We start from the raw sequence: 13,944 nt of genomic DNA, 5'->3' as shown, positions 1-13,944 counted from the left end.
GCCGACCAGCTGCAGTGGCAGTAAGCGACGCAGCTTAAACTCGCTGAAAAACTGTCTTGACCGATGGGTCCACTTTAGAGCACTACAAGTTCAGCGAAGGAAAGCCCCTCTACGCCTCTCTCTTCGTGGGCCGGTCCTACGAACTCGACGCCAACTGATCCTCCTGCAAGCAGCCCGGGGGAACCGGGCTGCGATCTCTTCTCTCGACGTGCTTACGGCACAATCACCCCGCCGGCATCATCGCCGAACTGCCACTGGCAAAGCACAGCCCTGTCATTCCCTTCAGCTTGCCTGAAGCTGGGATAAGTCAAGGTGCTGTTATGCTGTGCCCCTGTAATTCATCAAATGATCGATGCCATGACTACGGTAACCGTCCGGGCACCCCACCTTTACGATCTCTTGGGTTGATGATTCTGGTGTGTAGCACTAGGGGCTGAGCTTCATTGCAGCTAAAGATGACATTTCATCCTGTCTGATCTACATTCTAGCCGTCCATCTGTCTCAGGCGATCTTCATGCTGACTGGCTTCAATCATCTCACTCTCGCCGTATGCAGCTTGCCCCGCAGCATTGCCTTTTATGAGGAAACGCTGGGCTTCAAATTGTCTGCGCGCTGGAAGACTGGGGCGTATCTTAGCCTGGGTGATCTCTGGCTCTGTCTCTCTAGTGATAGTGTGCGCGCAGAAGACATGCAACGTAATTACACGCACTATGCCTTTTCTATTGATCAGAAAAACTTCGCCGAATTCTCCCAACGTCTGCGTGAACTGAATGTTCCGCTTTGGAGGCAAGACAAGAGTGAAGGTGACTCTCTCTACTTCCTTGACCCAGATGGCCATCAACTGGAAGCTCATGTTGGTGATTTGAAATCACGATTGGCTACATGCCGAAGTCACCCTTATAGCGAGATGGAGTTTTTCGACTGACTGTCCCTCGCAAACGCTGCTGAATATCCGACATGTTTTTCAGGATTCAAGTGCACTGTTCAACGTCTGCAGCCCTCATATCGGCTCAAGCTAGCATCCATTTGTGCGGCAGTAGCTCTGTAATTTCACTAGCCCGCTGCGTCGGCAGGCGCGTGAGAACGTCCTTCAAGTAAACATACGGATCATGCCCATTCAGCCGTGCTGACTGGATCAAACTCATGATCGCCGCCGCCCGTTTTCCACTGCGTAGCGATCCTGCGAAGAGCCAGTTCTTGCGTCCAAGAGCCCAAGGCCGGATCTGGTTCTCTGCCCAGTTGTTGTCTATGGGTACGGCCCCGTCATCGAGGTAGCGCGACAGCGCTACCCAGCGTTTCAGGCTGTAATCGAGGGCTTTGGCCGTGGCTGATCCATTGGGCACCAGGTCTCGCTGGGCCAACATCCAGTCATGCAGTGTTTTGATGATCGGCACCGCCATTTCCTGGCGTATTCGCCAGCGGTCTTCATCGCTCATGTCCCACGCTTGGCGTTCGACCTCGTACAAGCCGCTGATCGAGTGCAGGGCCTGTTCAGCCAGCTGGCTTTTATTCGCCACGTGCAGATCAAAGAACTTGCGACGGGCGTGGGCCATGCAGCCGATTTCAGTGATGCCTTGCTCAAACCCGGCTTTGTAGCCAGCGAAGTCGTCGCAGACCAGCTTGCCGTTCCAGTCGCCCAGGAAGTTGCGTGCATGTTCGCCAGCACGGCTTGGGCTGAAGTCGTAAACAACCGCTTTGAGCGCCGAAAACGGCGTCGTGCTGTAGGCCCAGACATAGGCCCGGTGGGTTTTCTTCTCGCCTGGCGCAAGCATCTGTACCGGTGTCTCGTCGGCGTGGATCACGCCCTGTTTCAGCATAGCTTCATGCAACGCATCGACCAGCGGCTGGAGTCGCACGCCGGTTTGTCCAACCCACTGCGCCAAGGTCGAGCGAGCAATCGCCAGCCCGGCGCGGCCAAAAATTTTCTCCTGCCGGTACAGCGGCAAGTAGTCGGCAAACTTGGCCACCATCACGTGGGCCAACAAACCTGCGGTCGGGATACCTTTGTCGATAACCTGGGCTGGCACCGGCGCCTGAATCAGGGTTTCGCACTGACGGCAGGCCCATTTACCACGCACATGTTGCTCGACGGTAAACACGCCCGGCGTGTAATCCAGCTTCTCGCTGACGTCTTCACCGATGCGTTGAAGTTGGCAGCCACAGGCGCACTGGGTGTTTTCGGGTTCGTGACGAATCACCGTGCGTGGAAACTGCGGCGGCAAGGGCGCACGTTTCGGGGATTGCCGTGGTTCGGCCTGTGGCGCAGCTGGGAGGAGCTGTTTTAGCTCGGCCTCAATAGCTTCAAGGTCTGTGTCGAGCAGGTCATCCAGCAAGCTGCTTTGCGCCGGGCTGATTTGCTCGCTGCGCTTGGCAAACTTGTGGCGTTTGAGCAGGGCAATTTCGTAAGTGAGCTGCTCAATGACGGTTTGATCGTTTTGGATCTTCCTGCTCATCGCCTCGACCTGGGACTGCAACTGCAACGCCTGTGCCGCCAAGGCGCGAAGCTGTTCCGGGGTCATCTGGTCGAGGTTGGGCGAGAAAGTCATGCCGCCGATTGTGCCAGAGCAGGCGCAGGGCGACGACAAGTAGACCGGCCAAATGGCCGGCGTTTACAGCATGCTAATCACACCGCCGGCGCCAACACGCTGCCACGGCAGGCCCAGAACTAACGCCTGAAGTTGGTCGTTATCGAGTTCGACCTCGCAGCCATTGCGAATACCGGGCCAGTGGAACTTGCCTTGGTTCAGTCGACGCGCTGCAAGCCAGACGCCGACGCCATCGTGCACTAGCACTTTCATCCGGTTAGCCCGACGATTGGCGAACAGATAAGCGCAGTGCGGCTTCGCCGCACCAAACACCGCGATCACCCGGGCTAATGCGGTTTCGGTACCGGCGCGCATGTCCATCGGCTCGGTGGCCAGCCAGATCGCATCAATGCGGATCATTGAGCGACAGCCCGGATAAATTGCGCGCATCCCTCGGGATCTGAGGTTGGCCATTTCACCGTGATCACTTGCCCGGCCATGGGCAATTCGATGATCACTGACATTTCGACTGGCCGTTTAGGTGCGGCTTTTAGCGGGACGAAGGCCGGCAGTGAGGTCGCTGCGGGCTGATCTCGATAGAGCGGCATCCATTTGCGGATGACGTTGGCATTGATGCCGTGGCTGATGGCGACACTGGACACCGTCGCGCCAGGTTGCAGGCATTCCTGAACGACCTGAGCTTTGAATGGTTTCGGATAAGAGCTTCGTTGGCGCATGAAAATCCTGGCGATAAGGGTGATCGCGTCCGCTTAAAAATACGCGGACACCATCGCCCTTAATGCTGGAGTTCGGAAGGTGAGTTCGCCGGACGCTTACTGACTACGGAAACTCGGAGCAGGACCACTCTCATCTCGGTAGGCAAGCAACTCCATGCCTCCCCTCAAACCGGACAGGACCGCGCCTGTCTTGTTCGCCAGAGCGATGGGCCAGAACGCTTAGCATTGATCCAGCTTGTAACCTCCAAGCAGCAAGGATCACTGCACAGAGGGGCAGAGTTCTTCCGCGTTTCGTTTCGATTCGTAGGGGATGATTCAGATCCGGACTGCCAGTACCACCTCGATCAGAACACCGTGTGGTGTGTCATCGACCACAAAGACTGCCAGATCGTATTTGGCCCCACCGAAGGCATTGAGATCAGACAGCCGGGGCTGGGCATTGGCTCCTACCTCATGGCGCAACTCATCCGACTAATCCAGCAGTCTGAGATGCGTGGCAACTACCAGGTCCAGGCGGTACACCTTCCCATCGGGGCACAGAGCAAGGTCAAACCAGAGGATGCACGGGCTAACGACGCGCGGATCGAGACATTCCTGACTCGGGTTGGGTTCTACGTCTCACCAGCTGCTGGACAGAAGGTGATTGGGGTGCGGCGTGCCCAAGACCTCCGCCCTTGGTGGAACCAACAGAAAGTCAGTTTCTTGTCCTTCCCCAGTTTCGTGGAGTTGGCCGCGAGGTGGCAACGAGAGAAAAACCAGTCTGAGAAAGCCGTCGAGGCCGCACAGCGCATTGTTGAAGGCGCCCACCTGCATGCCTCCGAACTTCAAACCGCGCATGCTGAAGAGGTCGCATCTCTCGAATCCAAGATTGAGCAACTGGAAGGAACGGTGTGTTCGCAAGAAGAACAACACGCAGCGTTCATTCGCGAGTTACTGGAGAAGCAGGCAGAAGAAACTCAAGGCCTGCGTAGGCAGATTGAAGAAATCCAGAAGATGCACAGCCAGATCGAAGATCGGGTTACAACCCTGAACCCTGCACGGCCCTCCGTCGGGGATTCGTTGGAGGCCCGGGCGGAATCTGACACCCAGCTGCAAAGAAGTCTGACAATCAGCTTGGCCCCGGCCCTCATGAAGCTCCTCTGGGCAGCTTTAGCGCTTTCCGCGTTTGCCTTGGGTGCTGGCGCGCTGACCAACCACCTCTAATCAGGTCACCGTATGAACGCAATAGACGCTACACCTCCGGACGACTTCCCGGAACAAGTCATCATGATGGACAAGGACTTAGCGAAAAGGCATCCCGGCAAAGCCTTCTACCTCAGGATCAAGGTGGAAGCAGGGATCGAGCATGTCGACCTCGATAACGCTGTGACCCCGCGCGAGGCCCGGCGAATGGCGATATCCCAAGGCTATGCCCCAACGCATTGGATGACTGTTGGTGATCTCAGGCCGACGCGATTTTATTAAGCATCCTGGGAAACAGGGCAGAGGAGCGGCAGAGGGGGCAGACGGTTCAAGAGAGTGGACCGGAATTTCATGAGCGCTCCCATCAGCCGAGGTGGAACTATTGCGACTCCCAGGGTTTCTGGGCCCCAAGCAATGATTTTCGGAAATGCTGTGGCAACCGCCGGCCTCGGTACACTGGCCTGAAATAAAACACAGGCCTCCGGCAATGTTCGATCTTGACCACTCCCTAGCCCAGGAATTCGCCGACCGAGCGATGGCCATCCCTCCGCGCACGGCACATCGCATTCGAATAGGGTTGATTTAGCAACGCCCTGCAAAGGCCAACCAGCTTCGTGGCCTGGTCGCAAAGTACCGCCTGATTGCACCGAAAGAACTGGGTGCACTGCGACGCGCCATCCGGCAGGAAGCAACCGGTCCTTCCGCGTGTCGAACTGCCCTTCGATGCGGTTGGCCTGCTATTCAGTCGCTGCAAATGGTGGCTTTACTGCCAGCGAGGGCCCGACCAAGAGCTCTTGCTCAGCAGCGATAAGTTCATCTTTTTCATCCTGGCCCAAAGCATCCCACTGATTGAACTCATCAGCCTCAGCGTTCCAGCGATTCGCGGCGATTTGAGCAATGCTCGTAAGGTCGGTGTTCATGGGCGTTTTCCGATTACTTCCAGATGAACTGATAGGTGGGGAACAGCGGCGCTATCGCATCAATCGCGACAACCAGCTCCGACTCTGGTACGTGCTTGCCGGCATACTGCTTCACCAGATCGAGGAAAGTCTTAGGCGCGTCTTCATAAGCTTCAGGATCACCGGGAGGCAGCAGACCTTTGCGGTTCTGCACTTCATCCAGCGCTAGAAGGATCATTCTAACGGCAGCTATTCGAATGTCTGTCTTCATAGGTTCAAACTTCGTTATGTCCAATGAGGGCCTGGAGCAAAGCCTGCATTTCAGGCGAGAGCTGCCTGGCAGCGACGGCATCATCACCTTCGTCACATGGGTGCAACTCCACACGATCCAGCGCTTCACGGAGCACCTGTTTGGCAGCAAGCTCCAGGGGGCTGGCATTCGCCCCTACAGAGGCAAGCAGGTCACGTTTCATCGGGTTTACCTAGGTCATGAGCTAGGAGAACGTCAACAATTGAAAATGACGCCCCCCAGAACCACACTATCGTGAATAACCCCGCTACCAATACGGCGAGCACACCGCAGCGACCGGTGAGGAGGTTGAATGCCTTCTCACCTAGTGAGTTAGCGCACAGCCCGCCAGCGCAAAACGCTGAAGCGACAGCTAACCAAGGTGCGAAGTAGTGCATTGCTTTTGCGAGAAAAGGCCATTTGGCCAAAGGCACTGCCCCTTGTAACGATGCATCGGCCACGAAGGCGAAATACCCCAGCACTGTTGCCATCACGAGCAAGGTAAACACAGGTATTGCCACCAAGCGGAAATGCCGATCTATCTTGTCAGTGTTCATTCCAAGCCTCTACGGTTCATGCAGCGTGGGCATCGTCAACATGAGCCTGCTGTGCAGGTGTCAAAGCCATAGCGTTTTCCGTGATCAGCTTGAGCTGGTGGACGGCCGAAGGCGATGCAGAACCCCCCTCATGAAATAGAAGGCATTTAACGCGCCACCAGTGATAGCAACCAAACCGGCCCCTAAATTCACTGCGCTCGAATTTTGAGCTACAAGACCAATCCCAACCGCAGTACAGAACACCGCTGCGGCGAAGCTGATTGCAATAACGTCGTGTTGTTTCACTAGAAAATCCTTTGGCTATGCGCGCGGGAATCGCGACTTCTCCTACTGCCTCCTCGGCCCAAAAGCTGGGCTTGGGAATTGCCGGGTGTTTACCTATCTACGACCAGTCTGGGTGGTTCGGGTCAATCAGAGCCCGGCCAGGGACAATCATTTCCTTGCCGGAATCGATCCGAACCACAAGCCAATTGCCGCGACCGCCATAGGTGGTGGCACATACTGCTCGTACAAGGTTGCCGCTCTTGACGAATCGATACGTCGATTCCGCTTTAATCGCCATAGCCTGTTTTCCTCGGTATTCGTTCTGGGCTCAGGCTCTCACAGATTGTCTGGAACCCAAGGCCATCTTGGGAGTGGCCGGCGCGTGCCATCAGCCCGTTTTCCGTGTCATTTGAAGCCGTGGGGTCGCTCTAGCATTTCATCCCGCAGATGAGGTCGCCAGTTCCATCAAAAACCCCGAGGAAAAACAGGCAGATCATTGTCACTGAGAGAATCAGGTAGAAAGCCACGTTGTTCCTCCCATAGAAATATCCCGCTCCACAAAGAGCAAAGCCAGCAAGAGCCACGGCCAGGAGCTTGTCTTCCAAAATCATCTGTTGCCCTGTTCGATCGTGGGCGCAGAAATCGCCCCCTTCTACTGCCGCTGCCCAGCACGGCGGCTGGGCTTGGGCGTTCCTGGTCGTATTCCTCGATACTCGTTATGGGGTCATAAGTATCACGGGTAGCCGGAAACGCAAGGCCATGATCTGGCCTAAATCAGCGTGCCACCAGGTGGCTCAGCGAAATATGCTCATAGGATAACGGCCATAGTAGAAATCCCAACTCAGTTCCGACATTTTCCCACACTCCAGCAGCTTGCAACCGCTCGGGCATGCGCCCGGTGACGGATGCAACGCAGATCAGATGACGGAATTTACCAGGGCGAAAGGATGCAGCTCGGCCCGTGCGGGGCTCTCTGTCAGGATTGGCTGGGGATCGAGGTCGATCCTGAGAGAGTGGGTAGGCTTCCTGAACAGCATATCAGCAGGCCCGGCGCGGTGTTCACGGAAAAGCCTTCTACCTCCGGATCAGGGTGGAAGCAGGGATCGAGCATGTCGACCTCGATAACGCTGTGACCCCGCGCTAGGCCCGGCGAATGGCGATATCCCAAGGCTACGCCCCAACGCATTGGATGACTGTTGGTGATCTCCGGCCGACGCGGTTTTATTGAGCGACGCGGGAAGCAGGGCTGAAAAGCGGACGAGGTGGGTTTCAGGCGGTTCAGGAGAGTGGACCGGAATTTTATGAGCGCTCCCATCAGCCGCGGTGGAACTATTGCGACTTCCTCAGGGATTCTGGGCCCCGAGCAATGATTTTCCGAAAAGCTGGTGGCAACCGCCGGCCTCGATACACTGGCCTGAAATAAAACACAGGCCTCCGGCAATGTTCGATCTTGACCACTCCCTCGCCCAGGAAATCGCCGACCGAGCGATGGCCATCCTTCCGCGCAACGTGAATGTGATGGACAGCCAGGGCTTGATCATTGGGACAGGGGAGGCTGAGCGCCTCTATACCCGCCACGAAGGGGCTCAACTGGTCCTCGCCAACAATAGGGCTGTGGAAATCGACAGCGCAGCTGCTAGCGCTCTCAGAGGCGTTCAGGAAGGGGTGAACCTTCCACTGTGCCTGGATGGCCAGCTGATCGGCGTCATCGGCGTGTCCGGCGAGCCCGAGGAGGTCCGCACGTTCGCTGAGATGGTACGAATGACCGCTGAAATGTTGGTGGCCCAGCGCAACGACCAGCAGCACCAGGTTTGGCTCCAGAAACGGACTGAAGATGTTCTGTCTGCCATCCTCCTTTCCGGCCAGTCTGCTCAACGTGCCATCGTTGAGGCCCAGCGATTGGGTCTGAAACCTGATCTTCGTCGGACGGCAATCCTCCTCGAGGTGACCAACCCATCCGACATTGAGCAGGTCACCAGATGGATTCAGCACCAGGTAGCCGACGCCTGGTGCGTTCCGTTGCATGCATCAGGCCTGGTCTGGTGCCCACCTCGCACCGTTCCACCGGATTTTCGTGAGCGGGTAACTCGCGCCGGCATTTCACTCAGCAGGGTGGCGATCGGCACCCCAAACATCGAAACCGGATCTCTGCGCTCTGAGGTTGAGCAGCTATCTGACTTGATAGCCTACGCCCAAGCGAAGATCCCAGATATCCAGTGGCTTGATCTGGCCGCTCACAGAATTCCGGTCGCAGTGTGGCGCCATCGTTCCGAGGATGGATTTCGGCAGCTGGCTGAGCCTTACCTCTCCCTGCAGCAAGAGGATGGTAATGGCCAGCTACGTAAGACATTGAAGTGCTGGGTGGAGCACGGAAGTGATGGCCAAGCCTGTGCAGAGGCACTGAATATCCATCGGAACAGCCTTCGTTACAGACTGGAGAGAATCGCCGATATCACCGGATTCGACCTCGCATGCCCCAAGGGCATCACTGAACTCTATCTGGCTATGATCCTGGCTGCGGAGTAGGGCTTCGTGGGCCTTGTGAAATTGCACAAAAGACCGTCATAAAGTCTGTGATTCCCACCTACCTGCCGCGCACCTGAAGCAGGAACAATCCCCTCACACAACAGCTTGGCCCGAGGGGAACTGCATGAAAGTCGTGATCGCACCGGATTCGTTTAAAGAAAGCCTGTCAGCAGAGCTCGTGGCGGAAGCCATTGCCCTGGGAGTACGAGATTCGGCTCCTGACGCTGAAATCGTATGCGTGCCGATGGCAGACGGAGGGGAGGGCACCGTCGACGCGGTCCTGGCTGCCACCAGGGGTGAACGCCGGTTCAGCCGCGTCCGTGGACCACTTGGAGCAGAGGTCCAGGCAGCCTGGGGGTGGTTGAGCGAATCCCGCACGGCGGTGATCGAAATGGCGGCTGCCAGTGGCATCCACCTGGTCGCGCCCGCCGCCCGCGACGTGACGCTCGCATCCACCTTCGGCACAGGTCAACTGGTCCTGCAGGCTCTGAACGCCGGCGCGCAACGGATCATCATGGGGTTCGGTGGTAGCGCGACCAATGATGGCGGTACCGGAATGCTCCGAGCGCTTGGTGCCAAGTTTCTGGACTCTGCCGGCGATGAGCTCAAGGAGGGTGGACTGGCGCTCAATGCCCTTCGGCGGATTGACCTCAGTAGTTTGGATGAAAGGCTACATAAAGTCCGGATTGATGTTGCCTGTGATGTCGACAACCCACTCACCGGGCCGAAAGGGGCCTCTCACGTTTTCGGCCCACAGAAAGGTGCATCACCTGATCAGGTCCTGGCTCTGGATGAAGCATTGGCCGCGTATGCCGACATCGTGGCAGAGCAGCTCCAGGAAGACGTTCGTGACTTCCCCGGGGCTGGCGCTGCTGGAGGTATAGGCTTCGCTGCAAAGGCATTTCTCCAGGCAGAATTCAGGCCCGGCGTTCAGCTGATCGCAGATCTGTCTGGGCTGAGCCTGGCAGTTCAAGGAGCTGACTTGGTGATCACGGGCGAAGGCAAGCTGGACGAGCAAACGCTATATGGGAAAACCCCTGCTGGGGTAGCTGCTATCGCAGCTGCTGCAGGAGTTCCGACTGTAGCGATCGCCGGCACGTTGGGAGCCGGGTATCAGCGGCTGCGCAACATTGGAATTGTTGCAGCCTTCTCCATCACTTCTGGCCCAATGACTCTGGAGTCCGCGTGCGCTGACGCAGCGATGCTGCTACGTCATCGAGCTGCGGACGTGGTGCAACTGTGGAAGGTAGCCAGAGTAGGGGTGTCCTGATGGCCCCCCCTCAGTCCCAAGACCTAATTCTGGTGTGGAAGCCGCGAAGTGGGATGGTATCGGGCAGGAGGGGCAAGACCTAAATAGGGCCTGGCCCCAAGGTGGTCTGCCCTTGGTTGCGCGCCTCGACTTTCGCCCAGGCTTCGGCGCTCGACTCAGTGTGGCCGCAATGCCGGCACTGATACCCATCATTGCGGCCACTGGGGTCAGAGTCGCACTCGTGGAACTCCATCGCCGTGAAGTGGCACGTGGGCACCAGCTCGCCTCTGGACGCACGCATCAGCTGAACATAATCGGCCATGGGCAGCGTGTATCGGGCGTTGTCTTCAGGGGTAATGATTGGTTTTCTCATGGGAAAGATCTCCTTCTTAGCCAGGCGAAGGGGCTGCTCGAACGAAATGCTCTGTCGCCGTGGCGGCCTCAGCTGATGTATTCAACGGCAGCATCGTAGAGCGTCTTTGCATCGAGGACGGCCCCCCTGCAAGCGGCGTCCATTGCCCCCTCATCATTGGGGTCGAGTTCACCGCGCTCAACCTTCGTGGCCACGATCTCCGAGGCTATCTCGATGATGCGCTGCTTACGGGGAGTTGGACTAGAAAGTGCGACAGACATCAGGCTGATCCTCCTTCAGGATTTGAGCATCTACCGTAACAACCGTTGGACTGTGCCAGAAGCCTCGGGTGCTCGGACCACGGTGTGTACTGTTGCGAGGTGTACTGAGGTGTATCGATGTGTTCCGACGCACACGAAGGAAGCCAAATCGCTACGGCAGTCAGTGGCTTATGGACTCCTGCCTTTGGCTGGGCCCGTTACACTTCACCAATGAGATTTGGCCCTGAGTGGGTGAGTGCTGATCTCAAGTAATGCAATCCAGGCGAGATCGCCTGCACATCAACCAAGGAATAGGCGACCCAAATTGAGTCAATCCCTGAAACCCGGCGAGAACACAACGATCAACCAGCCCAAAGGCCAGGTCCTGGTAGCGCATTCCGCCGGCGCAAATCTCGACGTGAACCTTACGGCCTTCCTCGTCACTGACACAGGCAAAGTGATCGATGACAGCGGAATGGTCTTCTTCAATGCACCAGAGCATGCCTCCGGCGCAGCCGCTTTCTCTCCTCCCATCAGCCAGGCCGGCACGGTCAGCCACAGCATCAGCTTTGACCTGAGCCGTCTTCCACCCACAATTTCGAAGATCGCCATCACCTTGACCCAGGACGGCAGCGGTGGAGGCTTCGCCGAAGTGCCCAACCTCACTGCTCGAGTCATCGCTGGCGCACAGGTACTGGATCTTGCGCCCGGGGCCTTCGACCGGGAGACGGGGATCATCGTGCTCGAACTCTACATTCGAAATGGCCAGGCAAAGGCGCGATCAGTCTGGCAGGGTTTCGCCTCTGGCTTGGCCGGGCTCTGTGGCATGTACGGTGTAGAGGTCGACGAAGCGCCGGCAGCTGCTCCAACCCCGGCCGCGTCCCCTGCAAAGCCGGTGAACATCACCAAGTCAGTTGTCACCTTGGACAAGCCAGGAACCTCACACAAAGTCTCGCTGGAGAAAGGTGCGGCCGCGCCGAAGGCGATCAAGGTCAGCGCCACCTGGGTGGACAACGGCGACGGTCGGGACAACGACGACCTAGACCTGCGCATCGGCATCCTTCGCCCAGACGGTCGAATGTCCATAATCCAGGCGCCTGACAAGCGAGGCTCCTTCGATGCTGATCCCTTTGTGTTCCATACCGGTGACGTGGTGAGTGCCAGCGCCTCCGCTCCAGGGATCGAAACCGTCGAGATCAACCCGGCCATCTCCCATCGCATGGGTGGCAAGGTTGCGCTGGTCTGCAGTGTCTATTCCGCGGTCGACAATGGCGCCGTTTCGGTTGCCTCCCTCAAGCCGAGAATGCGGATGGAGTATGGGGACCAGGTAGTAGAGTGTGCCTTCGAATTTAAAAGCGGGTTCTTCAGCAGTCTGATTTACACCTACGTCTTGGGGACGATCGAAATCGACGGCGATGAAATTCGGATCAGCCCCAGCGGAGTGACCTCCAAAACCGGTTCTGAAGCCACGCCCTGGCTGACCCGCAAGGGAGACAAGGTCGAACTGACGATGGACGGCCCGCACGTGTTCAAAGGCCGTCCGCTCGAGCGGAAAGGAAGCAAACAGTACGTGTAAGGCGCTTCCCCGGTAGCCAGGCGTGAGCCTGGTACCGGGCTTGCACTACGGGCGCGTCCAAGATGACTGGTCGGTAGGGAGATCCCCGCGAGGATCGTTGACCACAATATTCCCATGCACCGGCAACTGATCGGTGAAAAGCACCAGGTTCCGACCTCCAGGGTTCGCAACGGACTCGAACAGAATCCCAGCACAGTCAGCCTCGATAGCCAGATCCCCGATAATCCAGCTCGGCGGTTCAACGCCGTCGTTGAAGCGAATTTTTCTCCAGTCGCAGAAGAAGTCTTGCCAGATCGGGGCCCAGGTATCGTTATAGCCGCCGGTGAAGTCGATCACTCGATCCAGACTGAGGGAATAGCTGACCAGGAGACCAGGTGGAAGGAATGCGCTTGCTTGCTGAAACTCAGCAATGGCCGTTGCCGACTCAAGCGAGAGGTATAGAGCCTCTAGCCCCTTTCGGTTAACCCGGCCACCCTGAGTTGCAGCTCCAGCTCCAGATGTAGGCGCAACGGACCACTTGGGAGTGTGCATTCGGTAGCAGGAGAGGTCCTGCACTCCGATGATTTTCATCCTTGGGCACCAGCTTCCCAGGATTGAAGGAAAGCGATCAGCTGCTCGGTTTTTCCTTCGCTGACCACTTCCTCCGCGGTTTTATAGCCGAACGTGGAAAGAGGCTCGTTCTTAAACCAGAAGATGGCATTCGTCACGTCCGTGCCCATGTCGGTCACTGCGCGCAGAACCTTCACTGAATCACGAATGTAGGCCTGGACCTTTTCCGATTCAGGCGCGTTGCGCACAGTGTTGCGATGGACATGGGCCCGGAGCGCCAAGGTCTGCTGGTCCATCGAAAAAACCTTGAGGAAGCGCTCAGGAGAGAACATCACACGGTTCACCTCTTTGAGAGCGTCCATCAAGCCCGCGAAGTTGGTGGGGCGAAGCTCTAATACGGCTTTGCTGGCCATGGGTTGCCTCCTTTAGGATTGCACTTACTATGCACAATTCTCGCACAATATGCGCATCTTTCAAGCTGCCGCGACGATTAAGGCTCGGCCCCCAGATCCAAGCCTTCCCCGGTTGAGCAAACTCACCACAAGCGGTACCCGCTGACGAAAATCCACGCTCCTATTGGGATGCCCAAAGCAACGCCTAGGGCAACCGCGCAGAACAAGACAAGAAACGTTTCTACATTTCGGCCAGGCACAACTTCCCAGAACCCAGGCTGGGTTTTGTCCAGAGGAGACGCGAGCGGTACGACCTTGCCCTTGCCGCGGGCCGTGGCTGTTGAACGAATGGATGAAGGGGAGGAGGCTGCTTGCTCGGCGAGGGTGCGGTTCTCGTCGAGTTGTGGTTGCCGATATTTAGGGAGCGCGGCTGACTTCATCATCGGTAATTTTGGGCGGCTTCTGACGAAGAGAGGCTAACACCCTGATTTAACGAGCAAAGTTCAAACGTCAGACTTGAGTTTCAGGATGGACGCCGACTTAGATCTTGGTCGCCGGCTATGATCGCGGACAAGCCGCCAGCAAGC

Annotated in this window: 19 protein-coding genes; 6 read left to right on the top strand and 13 right to left on the bottom strand. The window is 57.3% G+C overall.

Going from position 1 to position 13,944, the window contains the following annotated elements; all coding sequences use genetic code 11:
* Positions 1-514 precede the first annotated feature (514 nt).
* The gene (gene fosZ / locus EKA13_RS15925; RefSeq protein WP_065760318.1) at positions 515-925 is read left to right on the top strand and encodes a fosfomycin resistance glutathione transferase FosZ; all 411 of its coding nucleotides are present in this window, start codon (positions 515-517) and stop codon (positions 923-925) included.
* Positions 926-1,010: 85 nt separating this feature from the next.
* Here the strand turns inward: fosZ and tnpC are convergent, their stop codons facing one another.
* The 3 genes from tnpC to tnpA all read right to left on the bottom strand — a co-directional run bounded on the left by tnpC (position 1,011) and on the right by tnpA (position 3,262).
* Positions 1,011-2,546 (bottom strand): IS66 family transposase, encoded by a 1,536-nt coding sequence (gene tnpC, locus EKA13_RS15920; RefSeq protein ID WP_065760317.1) that lies wholly within the window; start codon positions 2,544-2,546, stop codon positions 1,011-1,013.
* Between the two features lie 63 nt (positions 2,547-2,609).
* On the bottom strand, positions 2,610-2,945 hold the full coding sequence (gene tnpB, locus EKA13_RS28405) for an IS66 family insertion sequence element accessory protein TnpB (protein WP_065760316.1): 336 nt from the start codon (positions 2,943-2,945) through the stop codon (positions 2,610-2,612).
* Positions 2,942-3,262 carry an IS66-like element accessory protein TnpA gene (tnpA, locus tag EKA13_RS15910; protein WP_065760315.1) on the bottom strand — a complete coding sequence of 107 codons (321 nt, stop codon included), beginning with the start codon at positions 3,260-3,262 and terminating at the stop codon, positions 2,942-2,944. Before tnpA ends, tnpB begins: the two co-directional genes overlap by 4 nt.
* Positions 3,263-3,487: 225 nt before the next feature.
* On the opposite strand from tnpA, the gene EKA13_RS15905 reads away from it, so the two are divergent.
* Both EKA13_RS15905 and EKA13_RS15900 read left to right on the top strand, forming a co-directional pair.
* Positions 3,488-4,465 (top strand): hypothetical protein, encoded by a 978-nt coding sequence (locus tag EKA13_RS15905; protein ID WP_176717436.1) that lies wholly within the window; start codon positions 3,488-3,490, stop codon positions 4,463-4,465.
* A gap of 12 nt (positions 4,466-4,477) precedes the next feature.
* Complete coding sequence (locus EKA13_RS15900; RefSeq protein WP_019437789.1) at positions 4,478-4,726, top strand: hypothetical protein; 249 nt, start codon at positions 4,478-4,480, stop codon at positions 4,724-4,726.
* Positions 4,727-5,181: 455 nt separating this feature from the next.
* Here EKA13_RS15900 and EKA13_RS27860 read toward each other — a convergent pair whose 3' ends face one another.
* The 6 genes from EKA13_RS27860 to EKA13_RS15870 form a co-directional block, all read right to left on the bottom strand.
* Positions 5,182-5,364, bottom strand: a complete 183-nt coding sequence (locus EKA13_RS27860) for a hypothetical protein (protein WP_065760313.1) — start codon at positions 5,362-5,364, stop codon at positions 5,182-5,184.
* A gap of 13 nt (positions 5,365-5,377) precedes the next feature.
* The gene (locus EKA13_RS15890; RefSeq protein ID WP_125862940.1) at positions 5,378-5,614 is read right to left on the bottom strand and encodes a hypothetical protein; all 237 of its coding nucleotides are present in this window, start codon (positions 5,612-5,614) and stop codon (positions 5,378-5,380) included.
* A gap of 4 nt (positions 5,615-5,618) precedes the next feature.
* A complete protein-coding gene (locus tag EKA13_RS15885) occupies positions 5,619-5,816 on the bottom strand; it encodes a hypothetical protein (protein WP_065760311.1) in 198 nt (65 codons plus the stop codon).
* Positions 5,806-6,189: a hypothetical protein gene (locus EKA13_RS15880; RefSeq protein ID WP_065760310.1), complete on the bottom strand. Its 384-nt coding sequence runs from the start codon at positions 6,187-6,189 to the stop codon at positions 5,806-5,808. The genes EKA13_RS15885 and EKA13_RS15880 overlap by 11 nt, the downstream gene beginning before the upstream one ends.
* Before the next feature lie 84 nt (positions 6,190-6,273).
* Complete coding sequence (locus tag EKA13_RS15875; protein WP_125862939.1) at positions 6,274-6,474, bottom strand: hypothetical protein; 201 nt, start codon at positions 6,472-6,474, stop codon at positions 6,274-6,276.
* Positions 6,475-6,881: 407 nt separating this feature from the next.
* Positions 6,882-7,064 carry a hypothetical protein gene (locus tag EKA13_RS15870; protein WP_065760308.1) on the bottom strand — a complete coding sequence of 61 codons (183 nt, stop codon included), beginning with the start codon at positions 7,062-7,064 and terminating at the stop codon, positions 6,882-6,884.
* Between the two features lie 829 nt (positions 7,065-7,893).
* Here EKA13_RS15870 and EKA13_RS15860 point away from each other — a divergent pair.
* Positions 7,894-8,979, top strand: coding sequence for a sugar diacid recognition domain-containing protein (locus EKA13_RS15860; RefSeq protein WP_065760307.1), 1,086 nt, complete (start codon positions 7,894-7,896; stop codon positions 8,977-8,979).
* Positions 8,980-9,103: 124 nt separating this feature from the next.
* Positions 9,104-10,249 carry a glycerate kinase gene (locus tag EKA13_RS15855; RefSeq protein WP_065760306.1) on the top strand — a complete coding sequence of 382 codons (1,146 nt, stop codon included), beginning with the start codon at positions 9,104-9,106 and terminating at the stop codon, positions 10,247-10,249.
* 79 nt (positions 10,250-10,328) lie between these two features.
* Here EKA13_RS15855 and EKA13_RS15850 read toward each other — a convergent pair whose 3' ends face one another.
* A complete protein-coding gene (locus EKA13_RS15850; protein ID WP_065760305.1) occupies positions 10,329-10,601 on the bottom strand; it encodes a hypothetical protein in 273 nt (90 codons plus the stop codon).
* A 68-nt stretch (positions 10,602-10,669) separates the two neighbouring features.
* Positions 10,670-10,861, bottom strand: a complete 192-nt coding sequence (locus tag EKA13_RS15845; protein WP_033997860.1) for a hypothetical protein — start codon at positions 10,859-10,861, stop codon at positions 10,670-10,672.
* Between the two features lie 304 nt (positions 10,862-11,165).
* Between EKA13_RS15845 and EKA13_RS15840 the strand changes: the two genes are divergently transcribed.
* On the top strand, positions 11,166-12,416 hold the full coding sequence (locus tag EKA13_RS15840; RefSeq protein ID WP_065760304.1) for a TerD family protein: 1,251 nt from the start codon (positions 11,166-11,168) through the stop codon (positions 12,414-12,416).
* 45 nt (positions 12,417-12,461) lie between these two features.
* Here EKA13_RS15840 and EKA13_RS15835 read toward each other — a convergent pair whose 3' ends face one another.
* Positions 12,462-12,986: an RES family NAD+ phosphorylase gene (locus tag EKA13_RS15835; RefSeq protein WP_065760303.1), complete on the bottom strand. Its 525-nt coding sequence runs from the start codon at positions 12,984-12,986 to the stop codon at positions 12,462-12,464.
* Positions 12,983-13,378: a hypothetical protein gene (locus tag EKA13_RS15830; RefSeq protein ID WP_019437782.1), complete on the bottom strand. Its 396-nt coding sequence runs from the start codon at positions 13,376-13,378 to the stop codon at positions 12,983-12,985. The genes EKA13_RS15835 and EKA13_RS15830 overlap by 4 nt, the downstream gene beginning before the upstream one ends.
* Positions 13,379-13,944 lie beyond the last annotated feature (566 nt).

It is taken from the genome of Pseudomonas defluvii (assembly GCF_001695625.1).
In the GTDB taxonomy this organism is placed as follows: domain Bacteria; phylum Pseudomonadota; class Gammaproteobacteria; order Pseudomonadales; family Pseudomonadaceae; genus Aquipseudomonas; species Aquipseudomonas defluvii.
Note: the sequence above shows the minus strand (reverse complement) of the source record. Positions and strands in the feature narration are given on the sequence as shown.

What these genes read in the sequence shown, in the direction of transcription:
- fosZ (WP_065760318.1), top strand. Translation starts at nt 515, where the DNA reads ATGCTGACTGGCTTCAATCATCTCACTCTCGCCGTATGCAGCTTGCCC.
- tnpC (WP_065760317.1), bottom strand. Translation starts at nt 2,546, where the DNA reads ATGACTTTCTCGCCCAACCTCGACCAGATGACCCCGGAACAGCTTCGC.
- tnpB (WP_065760316.1), bottom strand. Translation starts at nt 2,945, where the DNA reads ATGATCCGCATTGATGCGATCTGGCTGGCCACCGAGCCGATGGACATG.
- tnpA (WP_065760315.1), bottom strand. Translation starts at nt 3,262, where the DNA reads ATGCGCCAACGAAGCTCTTATCCGAAACCATTCAAAGCTCAGGTCGTT.
- EKA13_RS15900 (WP_019437789.1), top strand. Translation starts at nt 4,478, where the DNA reads ATGAACGCAATAGACGCTACACCTCCGGACGACTTCCCGGAACAAGTC.
- EKA13_RS27860 (WP_065760313.1), bottom strand. Translation starts at nt 5,364, where the DNA reads ATGAACACCGACCTTACGAGCATTGCTCAAATCGCCGCGAATCGCTGG.
- EKA13_RS15890 (WP_125862940.1), bottom strand. Translation starts at nt 5,614, where the DNA reads ATGAAGACAGACATTCGAATAGCTGCCGTTAGAATGATCCTTCTAGCG.
- EKA13_RS15885 (WP_065760311.1), bottom strand. Translation starts at nt 5,816, where the DNA reads ATGAAACGTGACCTGCTTGCCTCTGTAGGGGCGAATGCCAGCCCCCTG.
- EKA13_RS15880 (WP_065760310.1), bottom strand. Translation starts at nt 6,189, where the DNA reads ATGAACACTGACAAGATAGATCGGCATTTCCGCTTGGTGGCAATACCT.
- EKA13_RS15870 (WP_065760308.1), bottom strand. Translation starts at nt 7,064, where the DNA reads ATGATTTTGGAAGACAAGCTCCTGGCCGTGGCTCTTGCTGGCTTTGCT.
- EKA13_RS15860 (WP_065760307.1), top strand. Translation starts at nt 7,894, where the DNA reads ATGTTCGATCTTGACCACTCCCTCGCCCAGGAAATCGCCGACCGAGCG.
- EKA13_RS15855 (WP_065760306.1), top strand. Translation starts at nt 9,104, where the DNA reads ATGAAAGTCGTGATCGCACCGGATTCGTTTAAAGAAAGCCTGTCAGCA.
- EKA13_RS15850 (WP_065760305.1), bottom strand. Translation starts at nt 10,601, where the DNA reads ATGAGAAAACCAATCATTACCCCTGAAGACAACGCCCGATACACGCTG.
- EKA13_RS15845 (WP_033997860.1), bottom strand. Translation starts at nt 10,861, where the DNA reads ATGTCTGTCGCACTTTCTAGTCCAACTCCCCGTAAGCAGCGCATCATC.
- EKA13_RS15835 (WP_065760303.1), bottom strand. Translation starts at nt 12,986, where the DNA reads ATGAAAATCATCGGAGTGCAGGACCTCTCCTGCTACCGAATGCACACT.
- EKA13_RS15830 (WP_019437782.1), bottom strand. Translation starts at nt 13,378, where the DNA reads ATGGCCAGCAAAGCCGTATTAGAGCTTCGCCCCACCAACTTCGCGGGC.